18 protein-coding genes, 1 pseudogene and 1 riboswitch are annotated in these 17966 nt (G+C 71.4%); of the genes and pseudogenes, 2 read left to right on the top strand and 17 right to left on the bottom strand.

Annotation, left to right across the window (positions count from 1 at the left end; all coding sequences use genetic code 11):
- Positions 1-5: 5 nt before the first annotated feature.
- Genes EDD31_RS10300 through EDD31_RS10265 form a run of 8 tightly spaced genes read right to left on the bottom strand, consistent with a single transcriptional unit; the run spans position 6 to position 7446 of the window.
- On the bottom strand, positions 6-419 hold the full coding sequence (locus tag EDD31_RS10300) for a cytidine deaminase (protein WP_123304073.1): 414 nt from the start codon (positions 417-419) through the stop codon (positions 6-8).
- On the bottom strand, positions 416-1702 hold the full coding sequence (locus EDD31_RS10295) for an amidohydrolase (protein WP_123304072.1): 1287 nt from the start codon (positions 1700-1702) through the stop codon (positions 416-418). Before EDD31_RS10295 ends, EDD31_RS10300 begins: the two co-directional genes overlap by 4 nt.
- 24 nt (positions 1703-1726) lie before the next feature.
- The gene (locus EDD31_RS10290; protein ID WP_123304071.1) at positions 1727-2818 is read right to left on the bottom strand and encodes a mannose-1-phosphate guanylyltransferase; all 1092 of its coding nucleotides are present in this window, start codon (positions 2816-2818) and stop codon (positions 1727-1729) included.
- 2 nt (positions 2819-2820) lie between these two features.
- Positions 2821-4029, bottom strand: a complete 1209-nt coding sequence (locus tag EDD31_RS10285) for a YihY/virulence factor BrkB family protein (RefSeq protein ID WP_123304070.1) — start codon at positions 4027-4029, stop codon at positions 2821-2823.
- Between the two features lie 34 nt (positions 4030-4063).
- Positions 4064-5890: a glycoside hydrolase family 2 protein gene (locus EDD31_RS10280; RefSeq protein ID WP_123304069.1), complete on the bottom strand. Its 1827-nt coding sequence runs from the start codon at positions 5888-5890 to the stop codon at positions 4064-4066.
- A 50-nt stretch (positions 5891-5940) separates the two neighbouring features.
- A complete protein-coding gene (locus EDD31_RS14890) occupies positions 5941-6309 on the bottom strand; it encodes a DUF202 domain-containing protein (RefSeq protein WP_211336104.1) in 369 nt (122 codons plus the stop codon).
- The gene (locus EDD31_RS10270) at positions 6309-6677 is read right to left on the bottom strand and encodes a YidH family protein (protein WP_123304068.1); all 369 of its coding nucleotides are present in this window, start codon (positions 6675-6677) and stop codon (positions 6309-6311) included. Before EDD31_RS10270 ends, EDD31_RS14890 begins: the two co-directional genes overlap by 1 nt.
- A gap of 1 nt (position 6678) precedes the next feature.
- Positions 6679-7446, bottom strand: coding sequence for an SDR family oxidoreductase (locus tag EDD31_RS10265; RefSeq protein WP_123304067.1), 768 nt, complete (start codon positions 7444-7446; stop codon positions 6679-6681).
- Between the two features lie 81 nt (positions 7447-7527).
- On the opposite strand from EDD31_RS10265, the gene EDD31_RS10260 reads away from it, so the two are divergent.
- Positions 7528-8268, top strand: coding sequence for an SDR family oxidoreductase (locus EDD31_RS10260; RefSeq protein ID WP_123304066.1), 741 nt, complete (start codon positions 7528-7530; stop codon positions 8266-8268).
- Positions 8265-8939, top strand: coding sequence for a FadR/GntR family transcriptional regulator (locus EDD31_RS10255; protein ID WP_170163271.1), 675 nt, complete (start codon positions 8265-8267; stop codon positions 8937-8939). The genes EDD31_RS10260 and EDD31_RS10255 overlap by 4 nt, the downstream gene beginning before the upstream one ends.
- A 12-nt stretch (positions 8940-8951) precedes the next feature.
- Here the strand turns inward: EDD31_RS10255 and galK are convergent, their stop codons facing one another.
- The 9 genes and pseudogenes from galK to ribD all read right to left on the bottom strand — a co-directional run bounded on the left by galK (position 8952) and on the right by ribD (position 17900).
- The gene (gene galK / locus EDD31_RS10250) at positions 8952-10271 is read right to left on the bottom strand and encodes a galactokinase (RefSeq protein ID WP_123304064.1); all 1320 of its coding nucleotides are present in this window, start codon (positions 10269-10271) and stop codon (positions 8952-8954) included.
- Complete coding sequence (locus EDD31_RS10245) at positions 10268-11689, bottom strand: UTP--glucose-1-phosphate uridylyltransferase (RefSeq protein ID WP_123304063.1); 1422 nt, start codon at positions 11687-11689, stop codon at positions 10268-10270. The genes galK and EDD31_RS10245 overlap by 4 nt, the downstream gene beginning before the upstream one ends.
- A gap of 96 nt (positions 11690-11785) precedes the next feature.
- Positions 11786-12637, bottom strand: a complete 852-nt coding sequence (locus EDD31_RS10240; protein WP_123304062.1) for an exodeoxyribonuclease III — start codon at positions 12635-12637, stop codon at positions 11786-11788.
- Between the two features lie 74 nt (positions 12638-12711).
- A complete protein-coding gene (locus tag EDD31_RS10235; protein WP_123305412.1) occupies positions 12712-13590 on the bottom strand; it encodes a bifunctional 5,10-methylenetetrahydrofolate dehydrogenase/5,10-methenyltetrahydrofolate cyclohydrolase in 879 nt (292 codons plus the stop codon).
- Between the two features lie 20 nt (positions 13591-13610).
- Positions 13611-14930 (bottom strand): serine hydroxymethyltransferase, encoded by a 1320-nt coding sequence (glyA, locus tag EDD31_RS10230; protein ID WP_170163270.1) that lies wholly within the window; start codon positions 14928-14930, stop codon positions 13611-13613.
- 39 nt (positions 14931-14969) lie between these two features.
- Positions 14970-15057: riboswitch (ZMP/ZTP riboswitch) on the bottom strand.
- A 53-nt stretch (positions 15058-15110) separates the two neighbouring features.
- Positions 15111-15596: a 6,7-dimethyl-8-ribityllumazine synthase gene (gene ribH, locus EDD31_RS10225; RefSeq protein WP_123304061.1), complete on the bottom strand. Its 486-nt coding sequence runs from the start codon at positions 15594-15596 to the stop codon at positions 15111-15113.
- Between the two features lie 8 nt (positions 15597-15604).
- Positions 15605-16243 (bottom strand): annotated as a pseudogene (gene ribB / locus EDD31_RS10220) (3,4-dihydroxy-2-butanone-4-phosphate synthase); the annotation flags it as partial.
- An 11-nt stretch (positions 16244-16254) separates the two neighbouring features.
- Positions 16255-16854: a riboflavin synthase gene (locus EDD31_RS10215; protein ID WP_123304059.1), complete on the bottom strand. Its 600-nt coding sequence runs from the start codon at positions 16852-16854 to the stop codon at positions 16255-16257.
- Positions 16854-17900: a bifunctional diaminohydroxyphosphoribosylaminopyrimidine deaminase/5-amino-6-(5-phosphoribosylamino)uracil reductase RibD gene (gene ribD, locus EDD31_RS10210; protein ID WP_123304058.1), complete on the bottom strand. Its 1047-nt coding sequence runs from the start codon at positions 17898-17900 to the stop codon at positions 16854-16856. Before ribD ends, EDD31_RS10215 begins: the two co-directional genes overlap by 1 nt.
- Positions 17901-17966: the final 66 nt, after the last annotated feature.

Raw genomic sequence — 17966 nt, 5'->3', positions numbered from 1 at the left:
CGGTCTCACGCCTCGAGGTGGCCCGGGCCGAACGCCTCGGGCAACAGCTCGCCGAGCTTCCACACGCCTGAGGCAAGAAGCACCTTGAGGTGGGCACCGCCGTGTTCGAAGAGCAGCTGCCGGCACCGGCCACACGGAGTGAGCAGTCGCCCCTCGCCGTCGACGCAGACGAAAGCGGCCAGCCGGCCCCCACCACTGCGCATCAGATCCGAGATCAGGCCGCATTCCGCGCACAGCCCGAGGCCGTAGGAAGCGTTCTCCACATTGCAGCCGCTGACGTAGCGCACATCGGTGGTCACGGCGGCCGCGCCCACCGGGTAGCCGGAATACGGCGCATACGCGTGGGTCATCGCGGTGTGGGCCAGTTCCTGCAGGTGTTCCCAGGCCACCGTGGCATCGGCAGCGTCATGCTCGCTCATCCACTCAACTCCTCACCGGTCAGCAGGGCGGTCCGGGCCAGGACGCGTGCGCCGATCCCGATCGCGCGCTCGTCGAAGACGGCGTCTCCGCGGTGCAGGTCGTGGTTGGGCCCGCCGGGTGTGCGGGTGCCGAGACGCACCATGGCTCCGGGCACCTCACGGAGGTACCAGGCGAAGTCCTCGCCGCCCAGCGACTGGTCGGTCAGTTCCACGGCACCGGGGCCGATCTGGTCCTTCACCGCAGCGTCCAGGCAGCGGACCGCGGACTCCTCGTTGTCCACCGGAGGGATGCCCTTGACGTGATCGATGCTCAGCTCCACGCCGAAGGGCGCCGCGAGGTGGTGCGCCGCGTGCTCCACGAGCTGTTCCAGCTCCGCCCACACCCCCGTGTGCAGGCAGCGAATGGTGCCGGTCAAGGTCCCGGACGCCGGCATGGCGTTGGCGGCGCTGCCAGCCTCGATCGCACCCCAGGTCAAGCTGACTGCGGCGCGCGGATCGGTGCGTCGGCCCAGCACGGCCGGCAGGCCGGTGGCCAGGTGGGAGAGGGCGGCGATCACATCGCCGGTGTGGTGGGGCCGGGAGGTGTGCCCGCCGTCGGCGGAGACGGTGAGTGTGAGGGTATCGCCGGCCGCAGTGATCGGGCCGATCCGCGAACCGATGGTGCCCAGGGTGACCCGCGGGGCGCAGTGCAGCGCGTAGATCCGGGCCACGCCGGCGACCCCGCCCTGCGCGATGACCGTCTTGGCGCCGCCGGGCTGGACCTCTTCTGCTGGCTGGAAGATGCAGCGCACGCCCACCGGAAGGTCACCAGCCCGCTCGAGTTCGGCCAGGGCCAGGGTCGCGCCGAACAGGGCGGCAGTGTGCAGGTCGTGGCCGCAGGCGTGGGCGCGGCCGGGGATCTGCGAGGCGAAGTCCAGCCCGGTCTCCTCGGGGATGGGCAGTGCGTCGATGTCCGCGCGCAGCGCGATCCGGCCCGGCTTCGCGGGGCGCGGCTCCGCCCCGATGTCGACGATGACGCCGGTGGGGTCGAGCCGGCGCGGTTCCAGCCCTGCGGCCCGGAGCCTCTCCATCAACAGATCGGTGGTCTCGTGCTCGCTCCAGCCCAGCTCGGGCCGGGAGTGGATACGGCGGCGAAGCGCCACCAGGTCGGGGTCGTGCTTGCGGATCAGTTCATCGACACGGCGCGCCACGGCCGAGGCGCGCTCGTGCACCGGCGGTACTGCGGGCTCTTCGTCGACGGCCTGCGTGGCAGCCTCAGGTGAGTGCGTGGTGGTCTCAGGCATGTCTGCCAGCCTATGCCGCAGAGCTCAGCGCAGGTGGTCCCGCTCCTCGCCCAGCGCGGTCACCACATCCTTGACCCGCTGCGCATGAGCCTGGGTGGTCACCAGGAGAGCGTCGCCGGTATCGACCACCACGGCGTCGGGGATGCCGAGCACGGCGATGGTGCGTCCGGTTCCGGGCAGGACCACCGCACCGGCGCTGTCGAGGGCGATCACATCACCCTCTCCGCGCACGTGCGCGCCGTCCGCCTGGCAGGGCACATGGGAGGTCAAGCGAGCGAAGTCGCCGATGTCATCCCAGCCCATGGCGGCGGGCACCACCGCGACCCCGCCCTCGAGGGCCACCGGCTCGGCGATGGCGTGGTCGATGGCGATCTTCTCCAGGCCCGCCCATCGCTCCTGCAGCACCTCGGCCTGTTGGGGGGTGTCCCAGGCAGCCGCGATGGCACGCACACCTGCGGCCAGCTCGGGGCGGCGGTGTTCGAGGTGGCCCAGCAGCACGGAGGTGCGCATGACGAACATCCCCGCGTTCCACCGGTACTCACCGGTGGCCAGGTAGGAGGAGGCGGTGGCCACATCCGGCTTCTCCGTGAAGGTGACCGCCGTGCGCGCGGAGTCGAACCCGTCGAGCAGCGCACCGGTGCGGATGTAGCCGAATCCGGTGGACGGCTCGAGCGGCTCGATGCCGATGGTGACCACGTAGCCGGCGCGGGCCACGGCCACGGCCTCGGTGACGGCCGACGTGAAGGCGTCCTCATCACGGACCACGTGATCTGCCGGGAAGGAGCCGACGACCACGTCACCGTGACGCTCGTGGATGACGGCGGCCGCCAGCGCGATCGCCGCCATCGAATCGCGTGGCGAGGGCTCAGCGAGCACCGAGTGGGGGTCGACCTGCGGGAGTTGCTCACGGACCGCGGCCGCGTGCGCGACGCCAGTGACCACGGTGGTCGAACCCTCCCGGGTGAGCGGGGCCAGTCGAGCCACGGTCTGCTGCAGCAGGGAGGATCCGGCGCCGGTGATGTCGAGGAGGAACTTGGGGCTGTCGCGGCGCGACAGGGGCCACAGGCGGCTGCCCGCGCCGCCGGCCGGGACAATGGCGTGGAGTGCTTCGTTCATGATCACCTTCTCGCGTCGTTTCGGGCGGCGGCCTTGCGCTTGCTCTCCTCGTAGGCCAGGCGTTTGGAGACCGCCTTGCGGTGGGCCTGCACGAGTGTCGCTTCGGCCTTGGCCACCCGGCGGCGCTGGAGCGCCCCCACCAGACCACCGCGCTCGGGGAGCGGCTCGGGCTCGGGTAGCGGTTCGGGTTCCTCCACCGGCTCTTCGGGGATGATCGTGCCCGTCAACGGCTGGTGGCTCCAGAACTTCGTCTCCGGAACGGACTCGGTGACATAGTTCGGGCGGCTGTAGAGGTGCACGGCCTCCGGGCTCACGGCACGCACGGGCGCGGGCGGGTTCGCGGTGAAAGCGGCGACGAACAGCGCGAGGCGGGCAGCCAGGTTCACCCAGAGCAGGATGGTGACCAGCGCGGCACCGGCGGCCAGCAAGGGATCATCCACGGCTCCGATCAGCGAGGTCCCACCCACCCGCAAGGCCCCGGAGGTCATCGCACCGAGCGCCGCGCCGAGCAGGAGATCCCGCCTGGGAGCCCGCACTCCCGCCGTGAAGCGGAAGAGCATGAGGAACACGCACCAGTCGACAGCGAAGGCAGCGAGGAGACCGACCACGCGCAGGGTCCAGCGCAGTGCCGGCCCGTCCAGGTCCACCAGGCCGAGCACCTCGCTCGCGGCCTGCGAGGCCACCGTGGCCAGCACAGCAGCCAGGACGACACCGAGAGCGAGAGCCAGGAAGCCCATGAGATCCCGGGACTTGCCCAGCGCAAAGTTCTCCGGCGGTGCCACGATCCCGAACATGGCGCGGATGGACATGCGCAGCGCAGTCATCACCGTGAGCGCCGTCCACAGCAGCACCACGGCGGCGATCCCCCCGGGAATGGTGAAGATGTTCTCCAGCACGAGGGAGTCAGGGCTGACCAGACCAGGCTCACCGGGGGTGTCCAGCAGGCCCGGGAGCACCTCATCAAGCTCCCCGAGCACCATCTCGCGCAGTTCCTGGTTGCCGCCGAGCACCGCCATGAAGACGGTCCACGCCAGCGTCAGGCTGGCAGCGATGGCAAAGAGCGCGGAGTAGGCGATACCGCCGGCGAGGAGGTTGCCCCGGGAGATCAGGTAACGGTCGATGCTGCGCCCGAGCCGGCTGGCCTGGAAGCGCTCGACCAGCCCGGTCACCGTGGCGACCAGGCCGTTCGACGGCTTCCCCGTTCTTGACATGGGGATGAGGCTATCTTGGGAAACCGCTCACACCTCAGCGCGCGCCGCGGACCAACCCAGCGAGGGTCTCGATCGGGAGCTTGGGGCGGCGCTGGGCATCGCAGAGGCCGTTGGTCTCCTGGTGGGTGTCGGTCAGCTGGGTGTAGCAGAAGCCCGAGAGGTGCTCGGAGGCGTGGACGGCCTGCAGGATCGCACCGAGGCGCGCCTCGAAGTCCGCGGCGTCGCTCGCGGTGGAGTATCCCCAGCTGTCCTCGGGCACCTCGCTGGTCACGAAGGAGACCCCGCCGAACTCGGTGAGCATGATCGGCTCGTCGCTGCCCAGGCTCTGCAGGGCCGGGGCGTCCTGCGCACCGAGCCACAGGCGCCGCCCGGCGGGACCGATGCCCCGGATCATCTCGGCCAGCGTCTCGCGGCTGCCATAGCGCTTGCGCAAGACCTCACCATCGGCCTCATAGTCGTGAATGGTCCAGACGTCGGAGTCGGTGTGCTCCCAGCCATCATTGGAGATGACGGGGCGGGAGGGGTCGAGCGCGCGGGTGAGGTTGGTCAGGCCCACGGCGTAGGCGCGCTGGGCCGGGTCGTGGCTGCCGTGCTGGATGCCCCAGGACTCGTTGAAGGGCACCCAGGTCACGATCGAGGGGTGGGAGCGATACTGCCGCACGATCTCGACCCATTCCGTGGTGAGTCGCTGCACAGCCAGGGCGTTGAACTCGTATGCCCCCGCCGTCTCACCCCACACCAGCAGGCCGAGGCGGTCACACCAGTAGAGGAAGCGCGGATCCTCCACCTTCTGGTGGATCCGCAAGGCGTTGAAGCCGAGGTCACGGATCAACTCGGCCTCCTCACGCAGGGCAGCCGGGGAGGGCGCGGTGAAGTGCGAGCCCGGCCAATACCCCTGCTCCAGCACCGAGCGGAGGTAGACCGGGTGCTCGTTGAGCAGGAACCGCCCGTGCGCCGTGCCCACCGAACGCAGACCGAGGTAGGAGGCGACGACGTCGCTCGCCTCGCCGTCGCCGCGGACGGTCACGGCGGCATCGATCAGTCGCGGGTGCTCCGGGGACCAGGAGTACTCGTGCTGCAGCTGGCCGTTGCGCAGGCTGTTGATCGGGATGTCGGCGATGACGGTCTGCTGCTCGGAGGGCACCTGCAGCCGTGCCAGCGGCTCACCCCGGTAGCTGAGCGCGACATCGACTTCGGCTCCGGGATGACGGTGGCTCAGCTCCAGCTCCATGCGCACGGAGTACTGCGCCAGGTCCGGCGTCCAGGCCAGCGAGGTCACGTGCAGCTGGGGCACCGCCTCCAGCCACACCGTGCGCCAGATGCCGGTGGTGCGGTAGTACCAGATGCCGTGGGGCTCCTCCTTCCAGTCCTGCTTGCCACGCGGGAGAGTCGCATCGAGGGGATCGTCCTCGGCTCGCACCACGATCACGTGCTCCCCGGCGCCCTCGGCGAGGGCCTCGGTGATGTCGACGCTGAACGCGGTCTGCCCGCCCTCATGCACACCGACATGGAGGCCGTCGACCCAGACCTCGGCGCGGTAGTCGACGGCGCCGAAGTGCAGCAGCAGGCGCGTGCCCTGCTCATCCCATCCGGCTTCCTGCAGGTCGCCAGTGCTCACCGGGATCCGGTACCAGACCACGGGGTGGTAGCCGGTCTCCCCGATCCCCGACTCGGCCGACTCCGGGGCGAAGGGCAGCTGAATGCTCCGGTCGAAGACCTCAGTGCGGCGGTGCCATCCCTCAGCGCGGCCACGATCGTCATCGTCGTAGGCGAAGCCGCAGCGGCGGTCGAGGCTGAGGTGCGCTCCGCGCACGAGTTGCGGACGAGGGTAGGTGCCGTCCTGGCTGCTGGCGGTGATCATGGGGCTCCTCCAGTGGTTCCAGATGGTGACAGGGGCAAGGCGGAGCGCGGCTACAGTGCCGCGCTCACCACGTACCAGGTGGCGGCGAGCAGCGCGGTGGCAGCGGCGCCAGCGGTGGCCATCAGCATGCCACCGCCGGGCATGGGCCGGGCGGTGGCCCTCTCGCTCGTCCGACTGCCGGGGCCATCGGGACCGGCGGCACGCAGGGCCGTATCGATGGCACGCACTCGTGAGCTGACCAGGCGCAGGGCCACCAGGCCGAGAGCGACCGCCAGGGCGGGCAGCACCATGGCGAGCACGGGCTGACTCGCCCCCGCGTAGCGCCCGGCAATGGCCAGGCCCGCGGTCGCGGCGAGGATGGTGCGGCGCCACGCGAGCTCGGTGCGCTCCGGCTGCAGTCCGGGATCCCAGGGCGGCATCAGTACTCCCCGAGGGCCAGGCCGCCACCGATCAGCACCGCGACCGCCACCAGGGCGAGGATCAGCGGCAGTGCGGAGAAAGGTGACGGCAGCGGCGATCGCTGGCGGATGGCGCGCTCGGTCCGCACCCACCCCCACCACGCTTGCGCAATGACCAACACGGCGGCGGCAATGAGCACGATCGCCGCCCCGTGACGGAGCAGGGGGTGTTCCGGCACGCCCAGCGCCTCTAGGGCCACCGCCCCGGCGAGCAGCGCCATCGTGGTGCGGATCCACGCCAGGAACGTCCGCTCATTGGCCAGTGTGAATCGTGGGTCGGGCTCTTCACCCACCCGGTACACACTGCGCGGGAACCGCCGATCCGCCATCTCAGCACTCCTCCCTCTCCCCCACGGCGCGGTAGGCGGCCTGGGGGCGTTGGGTGGCGAACTTGCCGCCACTGACGTCCAGCACCGTACCGGTGGTGTAGCGGGCGAGATCGGAGGCCAGGTAGCACACGGCGTCGGCTACCTCCTCGGCCGTGCCCCAGCGGCGCAGCGTGAGGGTGTCGAGCAGCTCCTCCTGTTCCGCCGCGGGCAGCGCGGCGAAGCCGTTCATGGCGGAGGGGATCATGCCGGGCGCGTAGCAGTTGGCGGTGACGTTCCACGGGCCGAGCTCCCCGGCCAGCACACGGGTGAACTGGACGACGGCGGCCTTGGAGGCGGCGTAGGCGGCGGCACCCACGCTCGGGATGGTGGCCGCGAAGGAGGCCGCGTTGATGATCCGCCCGCTGCGCTGGCTCTTCATCGTGGCGATGGCGGCCTGGCACATGACAAAGACCCCGCGGGTGTTCACCGCGAAGCACTGATCCCAGGCGCCGGGGTCGAGGTCCTCCACCGCGCCGGTGACATTGATACCTGCGTTGTTCACCAGGACGTCGAGGCGGCCGTGCTCGGCGACCACGGCGTTGATCGCCGCGCGTGCCTGCTCGGGATCGGAGACGTCGCAGGCGCGGATCGGCACCGCACCGGTGTCCGTGGCGGCGAGGTCAAGCCCGGCGACGATCGCACCCTGCTCGGCGAAGCGGCGGGCGATCACTGAGCCGATCGCACCACGTGCGCCCGTCACGACGACGACCGCGCCACGGAGATCAATCACGGTGACTCCTTGGGATAGCAGCCGTCACCGGAGCGACGGCCGGCAGCCAGCCTGCCTGCACCCCAATAGTATGATGATTTGATGACGACGTCACGAATCGCGTGGATCGCCGGGGCCAGCAGCGGGGTGGGCGCGGAGTGTGCGCGCCGGCTGGCCCGCGCCGGAATGGGCGTGGCGCTGTCCGCTCGCCGCGCGGAGCGACTGGAGGAGCTGGCGGAGGAACTGCGCGCCGAGGGGGCTGCGGTGTCCACCGTCCCGCTCGATGTCCAGCACAGCACCTCCATCGCCCAGGCGCACGAGCGGGTCGTGCGCGAACTGGGGCCGGTGACCGACCTGGTGGCCGCCGCCGGGCTGAATGCGCCGGAGCGGCACTGGCGCGACCAGAGCATGGCCATGTTCGAGTCGGTGATCGCCACGAACCTCACCGGCGTCGCCCAGCTCATCGACCAGGTGCTGCCCGGGATGCGCTCCGCGGGCACCGGGACGATCACCGCGGTCTCCTCCTTCGCCGCGTGGCGGCACTCCCCTCATGCCGGGGTTGCCTACAGCGCCTCCAAGAGCGCGCTGAAGCCGCTGGTGGAGATGCTGAACACGCACGAGCAGGCCCACGGCATCCGTGCCTGCCACCTCTGCCCGGGCGATATCGACACGGACTTCCTCGATCAGCGCCCCGAGGTTCCTGACGCCCACGCCCGCTCGCGGATGCTGCAGGCCGATGATGTCGCCCGGGCGGTGGAGTTCGTGCACACCGCGCCGGCCCGTGTGTGCGTGGACGAACTCGTGCTCAGTCCGGTCCAGGGCGCCGACCCCCTGGCCCCGTGAGCCAGCCGGCACGGCCGGGCCGCTTCCCCCGGGTGCTCGAAGAGCTCGGGGCGTCGATCTGCTCGGGAGCACTTCCCCCGGGCCAAGCGATCACCCTCGATCAGCTCGAGGTCCAGATGCGGGCCTCACGCACCGTGGTCCGCGAGGCAGTGCGTTCACTGGCGACCATGGGTCTGGTCGAGACCCGCCAGCGCGTGGGGGTGCGGGTGTTGCCACTCGAGTTCTGGAATCTCTTCGATTCACAGGTGATCCGCTGGCGTCTGGCCGGTCAGGACCGCGAACAGCAGGTACGGATGCTGCGCGAGATCCGCCTCGCCATCGAGCCGGAGGCCGCGCGCCTGGCTGCCCGCCACACCGGGCCGGGATTGGCCCGTGCCCTCGAACAGGCGGCCCGGCACATGCTCAGCATGTCCGGCCACGGCCCCGATCGCGCCGAGACCTTCGCCGCCGCCGATGACGCCTTCCATCGGCTGGTGCTCCAGGGCTCGGGCAACGCGATGTTCGTCCAGCTCGCCGATGTCGTTGCCGCCGCACTCCACGACCGCGCTGCTCACGTACAGGCCGCCGACGACGGCGCGATGCACCTGCACCTCAAGCTGGCCCAGCAGATCGGCGGCGGCGATCAGGACGCGGCCTGGCACACCAGTCGCGCCATCATCCTGCGCGGCTGAGGACCCTCGGTCTCAGTCGCTCTCCTCAGCCCGGCTGGCCGGGCTGGCCGCCACGGCGGGTAGGAAGCCAGGCCGAGCGAATCCGGCGTCTTCGAAGGCTCGGGCGATCTCAGCCCGCACTCGCGCGGCGTCTGCGGCGTCCACCACGGCGATCGCGGATCCACCGAAGCCCCCGCCGGTCATCCGGGCCCCATGCGCACCCGCTGACTGAGCGGCGCTGACCGCGAGGTCGAGTTCAGGGCAGGAGATCTCGTAGTCGTCGCGCATGGACACGTGGGAGTCGTCGAGCAGGGCGGCCATCTCGGCCAACGCGGCGCGGGCCGCCGGGCCGCCCGCGGTGAGCCCGCCGCTGCGCAGGAGGTCGGCGAGGTCGCGCACACGCTGGATCTCGGTGACCACGTGCCGCACGCGCTTGCGCTGCTCCTCGGTCTCCAGCCGCTCCAGCACTGCCTCCAGGGTGGCTCCAGCGGCGACGTCGTCGGCCACCTCGCGCAGGTCACGGACCTGCAGCACACCGACTGCCTCCTCGCAGGTGGCGCGGCGCTGGCCGTATCCGCCGTCGACGTGGCTGTGCTTGGCGCGGGTGTCGATGACGAGCAACTCCAGGCTGGCGGCGGCCAGATCGAAGGGCACGTGCTCGATGGCGCCGTCGCGGCAGTCCAGTAGCAATGCGCGGCCCGGGTGTGCGCGCAGGGAGGCGGCCTGGTCCATCCCGCCCGTGGGGGCGCCTGCCACCTCGTTCTCGGCACGCACGCACAAAGCGGCAAGAACCGCTCGGCCGGCATCGACCTCCGCAGGCGAGACCGCGCCGTCGGGGGCGTCCCGGATGAGCCCCAGGCCGGCGATCTCGTCCCAGGCGATCGCGGCCGCGCACTCCAGGGCGGCCGAGGAGCTCAGGCCTCCGCCGCTGGGCACGCAGGAGACCACGGCGATGTCCGCGCCCGGCAGGCGGCGGCGCTGCGCGGGACCGCCCGGTTGCTCCATGGCCCAGGCCACCCCGGCCACATACGCCGGCCAGCCGGTGACCTCGGCGGGGGAGCCGACCGGGCCCACCGCGTCAAGGTCGAGCTCGGCGGCACCGTGGGCGGAGGAGGAGACCAGGCGCAGCGTGCGGTCCTCGCGTGGCCGCACCGCCAGAAAGGTGCGATGCGGCAGAGCGATGGGCAGCGCCAGCCCGCCGTTGTAGTCGGTGTGCTCCCCGATGACGTTGACCCGGCCGGGTGCGGACCACACCCCGGCGGCCTCACCGCCGAAAGCCTCGGTGAAGAGCGCACGGGCGCGGGCGGCGCCCTCGCCGGGCTCCCAGGCGGGCAGGACGTCGGGCGCGCTCATTCAGCACCACCGCCGGTGCCCTGGACACCTGTGGCCGTGAGCTGGGCACCATCGGGCACAGTGGCGGGTTCTGTGGTGGCGGGCAGGTGGGCCTCACCGGTGGCGCTGACCCCGGAACCAAAGGTCCAGTCCCCCTCGACGGTCAGTGAGGTGGCCTCACGCAAGGAGGGAGCGCCAGCGGGGAAGCGGGCGTCGAAGGCACCGATCGTCTTGTAGGCCTTCGACAGTGAGACCAGCGGCGCCGGCACGGTGGCGCGCAGCCGGCCGGAATCGGTGAGCTCGTAGACGTCGGAGCGCAGCAGCAGCAGGTCATTGGTGGTCTTGACGGGCAGGAAGCGCTCCCGCCCGACCTCGATGACCTCCGCACCGGGGAAGACGGCCACGGCTGCGCCCATGGCGGACTCGATCTGGATCACCTCCGGGGAGGTGGCGTCCGTGGGATCGACGGTCTTGACGTTGCGGATCAGCGGCAGCTCCAGCACCCCGCCGGTGCGCTCCAGCTCGGCGTCGAGTGCCTCGAGGTTGAACCACAGGTTGTTGGTGTGGAAGTAGCGGTGGCGCTGCGGATCCAGGGAGGTCGCCATGTCGTCGGGGTGGGTCTGGGCGGTCTCGCGCTGGATGATCCGCCCGTCCGCCTTGCGGACCACGAGCTGGCCGCCCTTGACGTCCGCCGGGGTCTTCGGCGACATCTCTGCTGCGTAGGGGGCCCCGGAGGCCGCGAACCAGGCCGCGAGCGCACCGTCTGGCGCCGCTCCGAGGTTGTCGGAGTTCGAGACCGAGGCGTAACGGAAGCCGGCGGCCAGGAGCTTCTTGATCACGCCGGAGGCGTGCAGGGCCGGGTAGAGGTCGCCGTGCCCGGGCGGGCACCACTCGAGCGAGGGATCGGCCGGCCAGCTCACCGGCTCCAGGGTGTCGGCGGCGAGCTTGGGCTCACGGTTCTGCAGGAAGTCCAGCGGCAGTCCCTCCACGGCGAGATCCGGGTAGGGGGCCAGCGCTTCCAGGGTGTCGGCCTGGGTGCGGAAGGAGTTCATCAGGATCAGCGGGAGCGGCGCGCCGGTGGCTTCCCGGGCGGCGCGGATCTGGCCCACGATGACGTCGAGGAAGGACAGCGAGCGCCCCTGCCCGGTGCGCACCGGCAGCAGCGACTTGGCCTTGTCCATGCCCATGGAGGTGCCCAGGCCGCCATTGAGCTTGATGATGGCCGTCGCGCTCAGTGCCTCAGCGGCGTCGTCCGCACTGATCTCGAGGTCGGCGTGGCGGGTGATCTTTCCCAGCGGTTCGACGTCGTCCTCGCGAATCAGCCCGCTCTGCCCGGATTCGAGGATCCGGTAGAAGCGGCTGAAGGTCTCGATGGCGGCCTCCGGCACGTCGGCCTCGGCCATTTTGGTGCGGGCCAGTTCCAGTCCGCGCTCGCTCATGACTGGGACACCTTTCCTCGAGTGCTCACCGGACGATCCTAGGGGCAGCCGGCCAGCGCCGGCGCCGCCGGGCAGCGACCACCGGCGGGCCGTGTGCTACAGCGCGAAATGGACCACGAGCGGGGCATGGTCGGAGAAACGCGTGTCGTAGGACTCGGCGCGATCGACCTCGGCCGAGGTGGCGAGCGCCGCGAGCTCGGGGTTCACGATCTGGTAGTCGATGCGCCAGCCGGCATCGTTGTCGAAGGCCTTGCCCCGCTGGGACCACCAGGTGTACGGCCCCTGGACCTCCCCGGCCAGGCGGCGGCCGAGGTCGACGTAACCCAGTTCATCGAACCAGGTGTTCAGGTAGGCGATCTCCTCGTCGAGCACACCGGCGGTCTTGTTGTGGTTCGGCTTCCAGTTCTTGATGTCGGCCTCGGTGTGCACGATGTTCAGGTCACCACCGACGAGCACGTGACGCTTTCCCGCGCGCGCGTCCTCAGCGAGCTCGGCGAGCCGCGAGGTGGCCTTCTTCAGGTGCGCGTACTTGGCGTCCATGGACTCCGGCTTGGTCAAGGTACCTGAGTGGATGTACACCGAGACCACCGTGAGCGGGATGTCCAGGCCCGGGACGGCCAGGTCCATCTCCACCCAGCGGCCGGTGTCGATGGGTTCTTCACTCTCTCCGAGGCCCACGCGCACTGCGGTGGCCGGGTACCTGGCGGCCACCGCCACCCCGGCACGGCCCTTGATGTCGCAGGCCTGGTGTGCGAGCGTCCAGCGCCCGCCGTCGCGGTCGCCGTCGTTGGCGCCGAGGAGATCCTCGACGACGTCATCGGGGGCCCGGACCTCCTGGAGCAGGAGCACATCGGGCTGGCGGTGCTCCAACCAGCCGGCCATGTCCTTCTTGAAGGCGGCGCGGATGCCGTTGACGTTGACGGTGGCCACCTGCAACGAGGTACCCATCAGTAGTTTCCTTTCGTGGCGGGAGGGGCAGCATGCACCGGCGTGCCCGGCTCGGGCCGGGCACGCCGGGCGGTTCAAGCGCGACGGCGCTCTGCGGCTTCGACGGCGTTGCGGAAGAGCATGGCGATGGTCGTGGGGCCTACGCCGCCCACGCGCGGGGTGATGGCTCCGGCCACCTGCTCACAGGACTCATCGACGTCGGGCAGCAGCTTGCGGCCCTCGTAGCGCACCCCTCCGCCGACCACCGTGACCCCGGGGGTCAGGTGCTCGGGCTGGAGGATGCCGGGAACCCCGGCCGCGGCGATGACGATCTCGGCACGCCGGGTGTACGCCGGCCAGTCCGGCACGCCGGTGTGCACCACGGTGACCGCGGCATTCGCGGTGTCCCGCTTCTGCGAGAGCAGCAGAGCCAGCGGCCGGCCCAGGGTGGTACCGCGGCCCAGGATGCAGACCTCACGCCCGGCCACCGGGATCTCGTAGTGGGCCAGCAGCGTCTCGATCCCGGCCGGTGTGCACGGCACCGGTCCGGGCATACCGAGGGCAAGCCGGCCCATGTTGACCGGGTGCAGGCCGTCGACGTCCTTGTCCGGGTCCAGGGCCAGCAGCGCCGCGTCGAAGTCGATCTGCGGTGGCGTGGGGTGCTGCAGCAACACCGCGTCGACGTCGTCGGCGTCGTTCATGTCGGTGATGGCCGCGAGCACGTCGGCCTGGGTGGCGCTCTGGGGCAGGTGCACGTGCGGGGAGGTGAAGCCGAGCTCGGCGGCCCGGTCCATCTTCATCCGGATGTAGCCGGCCGAGGCGGAGTCCTCCCCCACCAGGATCGTGCCGAGGCCGGGGCGGTGCCCGGCGGCCACGAGTGCCTCGATACGGGGGGCGAGCTCGGCGAAGACGGCGTCGGCCACCGGCTTGCCCGGGAGCAGCCGGGCCTGGTGCTGCGTATTCTCGGAGCTCACGGCGTCCTCGTGGGGGGCGGTCACTGGGCCAGCCCGGAGTAGAGCGGGAAGTTCTCGGTCAGGGTGGCCACGCGGGCGCGAGCCGCCTCGACGTCAGCGGCCGCGCCCTCGCGCAGCACGGTGGCAATGATCTCGGCGACCTCAGCGAACTCGGCAGCGCCAAAGCCGCGCGTGGCGAGCGCCGGTGTCCCGATGCGCAGCCCGGAGGTGACCATCGGGGGACGGGGGTCGTTCGGGACGGCGTTGCGGTTCACGGTGATGCCCGCCGCGTGCAGGAGGTCCTCGGCCTGCTTGCCGTCGAGCTCGGAGTGGCGCAGGTCCACCAGCACCAGGTGAACGTCGGTGCCGCCGGTGAGCACCGAGACACCGGCCTGGGCGAGGTCCGGAGCGGTCAGTCGATCGGCCACGATGCGCGCGCCCTCCAGGGTCCGGGCCTGCCGGTCGGCGAACTCCTCACCGGCGGCGATCTTGAAAGCGATGGCCTTGGCCGCCACCGCGTGCATGAGCGGGCCACCCTGCTGACCGGGGAAGACGGCTGAGTCGAGCTTCTTGCCCCAGGTGGCCTTGTCGCGGGTGAGGATGAAGCCGGAGCGCGGGCCACCGATGGTCTTGTGCACGGTGGAGGAGACGACGTCGGAGACCGGCACCGGGCTGGGGTGCAGCCCAGCGGCCACCAGGCCGGCGAAGTGGGCCATGTCAGTCCACAGGTGCGCGCCCACCTCGTCAGCGATCTCGCGGAAGGCGGCGAAGTCCAGCTGACGGGGGTAGGCCGACCAGCCGGCGATGATCACCTTCGGCCGGTGCTCACGTGCCGCCTGGCGCACGAGCTCCATGTCGACCAGGTGGGTCTCGGGGTTCACTCCGTAGGCGGCGACGTCGTAGAGCTTGCCGGAGAAGTTGAGCTTCATTCCGTGCGTGAGGTGCCCGCCGTGGGCGAGGGAAAGGCCGAGGATCTTATCGCCCGGCTTGGCCAGGGCGTGCAGCACCGCGGCGTTGGCCTGGGCGCCGGAGTGGGGCTGGACATTGGCGTGCATGTCCGGGAGCTCGGGGCCGAAGACCGCCTTGGCGCGGGCGATCGCGAGTTCCTCGGCGATGTCGACCTGCTCGCATCCGCCGTAGTAGCGGCGGCCCGGGTACCCCTCGGCGTACTTGTTGGTCAGCACCGAACCTTGGGCCTGGAGCACCGCGCGAGGCACGAAGTTCTCGGAGGCGATCATCTCCAGCGTCTCGCGCTGGCGGGTCAGCTCGCCGTCGAGAACGGCGGCGATCTCCGGGTCGAGCTCGGCCAGGGAAGCGTTCATCACCTGGGCGGTGGTGCGGGCAGCGGCGTGGTCACTCATGGGGTCCCTTTCGGCAGTCACGGGGGCTAGCTTCCGGTGACCCTCGGCCCAGGCGTACGACCGTCAGGGGTCTGTCTGTGCGCCGCTCCCCGGTGGTCATCCACCCGCGCCAGTCGCGGCGGTTTCAGGCTACCAGCGCCGGGCTCCCCCAGGCACTGCGCGTCCCCCGGGGCCGGGACGTCAGCCGGCCGGCGTCGACTCGCGCAGCTGACGGAGAGTCAGTGCCGTAGCGATCGCCGCCTGAGCGGCCTCGGCGCCCTTGTCCTCCCGTGAGCCCGGCAATCCCGCGCGGTCGAGGGCCTGGGCTTCGTCGTCGGTGGTCAGGACGCCGAAACCGACCGGGACGCCGGTCTGCACCGAGACGTCGGTGAGGCCGGAGGTGGCCGCCTGGCAGACGTAATCAAAGTGCGGGGTCCCGCCGCGGATGATCACCCCGAGAGCCACGACGGCGTCCGCGCCGGAGCGTGCCGCCGCGGCGGCGGCAACCGGGAGTTCGAAGGAGCCGGGCACGCGAAGCAGTGTCACCTCGGCACCGGACTCCTCCGTGGCTCGCATGGCGCCGGCGATCAGGCCGTCCATGATCGCCGCGTGCCACTGCGAGGCCACGATCACCACCGACAGGCCGGTGCCGTCCGGGGTGATCCTGGGTGATCCTGCTCCGCTCATGGTGCGTCCTTTCGGTAGGTGAGGAGGTCCGCGATGGTCACGAGCGCGAGACCGTGGCGATCGGCCAGGGCCTGCGCCTGTGCGCGGGTGGTCATCGTGCCGTCGTCCTCGACGAGTTCGGCGATGGCGGCGACCTCTCCGGCGCCGGCGATTCGGCACAGGTCCACAGCGGCTTCGGTATGCCCCGGGCGTTGCCGGACCCCGTCTGCGGCGGCGCGCAAGGGCAGGACGTGGCCGGGCCGGATCAGATCACCCGGGCCGGAGTCCGGGTCGGCGAGCACCCGCAGCGTCCGGGCCCGATCAGCGGCGGAGATGCCGGTGCCCACGCCGGTGGCGGCGTCAACGGAGACGGCGTAGGCCGTGCCGCGGGGATCCTGGGAGCGCGGCACCATCAGTGGGAGCTCCAGAGCGTCGGCCCGGTCAGCGGGCATCGGGGCGCACAGGTATCCCGAGCTGTGCCGCACGGTCCACGCGATCCACTCGGTCGTGGCGGCCGCGGCGGGCAGGACGACGTCGACCTCGTCCTCCCGGTCGTGGTCATCGGCCACCAGTACCGGGCGCCCCTGGCGTAGGCAGCGCAGCGCAGCCTCCACCCGCTCCGTCCGCTCCGGGCTGAGGTCTCCGGTCGGCGTGAGTCGAGTCGACATACGCGCCGCGGTCATGCTTCGGCCTGGGCAGCGAGGAGGCGCTCGACGTACTTGGCGATGACGTCGACCTCCAGGTTGACCGGGTACCCGGGTGACAGAGCCCCGAGAGTGGTCCGGGTGAGAGTGGTGGGCACGAGCGCGACCCCGAAGGCCTCCGCGCCGGCCCAGGTCACGGTGAGAGAAACCCCCTCCACCGTGACTGACCCCTTCTCCGCCACGTAGCGGGCCAGCTCTCGGGGTATCGCGACATCGACCTCGTCCCAGCGCGCGCCGGGACGACGCTCCAGCACGGTGCCGACGCCGTCGACGTGCCCCTGCACGAGGTGGCCGTCCAGCCGGCCGTCGGCGCGCACTGCGCGCTCCAGGTTGACGGAGGCGCCTGCTTCGAGTCCGCCCAGGCTGGTCCGGCGCAGGGTCTCCGGCATGACATCGGCACGGAAGCCGTCATCATCGGCGGCCGTCACCGTGAGGCAGACACCGGCCACAGCCAGCGAGTCGCCCCTGCGAAGCCCTGGCAGCACGGTGCGCGCGGCCACGGTGAGGATGGCGGCGCCCTCGGCCTCGGCACAGCTGATGACGGTGCCGACCTCCTCGACGATTCCGGTGAACATCAGTGAGCTCCTTCGAGTCGGCGGGCGGTGATCAAGATGTCCTCGCCCAGGTGGTAGGTCTCGGTTCGTTGCCAGCGCAGCCCGTCCCGGAGTGTGCCGATGCCCAGGTCGGGTACGGCCGGTTGGCCGGCGCCCAGCAGCACGGGTGCGAGGTAGCTGTGCAGTTCATCGACCAGCCCGGCGCGCAGGGCTGCGCCGAGCACCGTGGGCCCGCCCTCGATGAGCACGCGCCGGGCGCCACGCTCCCAGAGGTGGTCCAGGGCGGCGGCGATGTCCTGGGTGGCGAGGTGCAGCCACGGTCCCGGGCCCTGGCGGACCGCGGCAGCCTCCGGGACGGCACGCCGGCCGAGCACCACGCGCAGCGGCTGGTCCACCACCGGAGTGCCGTCGGCTCCCCGAGCGGTCAGTGCCGGGTCGTCGGCGAGGAGGGTGCCGGTGCCCACCACGATGGCGTCGACGTCGGCGCGCACCGTGTGGCCATGGGCGCGGGCGGCCGCGCCGGTGATCCACATGGAGGTCCCGTCCGCTGCGGCCACGCGGCCGTCCAGGCTCGTTGCTGTCTTGCCCAGTACCCACGGGCGGCGGCGGCGCACGGCGGCGGACCATGACCGGGTGAGCTCGGCGGCAAGCCCCACGATCTCCGGCACCACGCCCGCCTCACGCGCCGTGCTGACGTCCACGCCCTGGGCAGCCAGCCAGGCCCTGCCGCCGGCAGCCCGGGGATCCGGATCGCCGGCGGCGTAGATCACCCGCCGCACCCCGGCGGCGAGCAGGGCACGCGAGCAGGGCGGTGTCCGCCCAGTGTGGTGGCACGGCTCCAGGGTGATGACGGCCGTGGACCCAGCCACACGCGCGGGGTCGCTCGCGGCGAGGGCCGCCGCTTCGGCGTGGGCGGTGCCGGCTCCGCGGTGCCAGCCGGCGCCGATCTCCTGGCCCGTGTCATCGAGAAGCACGCAGCCCACGCGAGGGTTCCCGCCGCGCTGCGGTCCGCGAGCAGCAAGCAGGGTCGCCCGCTCGAGCGCTCGCGCGATCGCGTCATCCGACATGTCGTCCCTCTCCACTCGGTGTGAACCGGGTGTGCGGGGACCACGCTGCAGGCGCCACCGGATGCA

The sequence above is a fragment of the Bogoriella caseilytica genome (genome assembly GCF_003752405.1).
Lineage (GTDB): Bacteria > Actinomycetota > Actinomycetes > Actinomycetales > Actinomycetaceae > Allobogoriella > Allobogoriella caseilytica.
The sequence above is the reverse complement of the archived record's forward strand: the minus strand, read 5'-3'. Positions and strand labels throughout refer to the sequence as shown.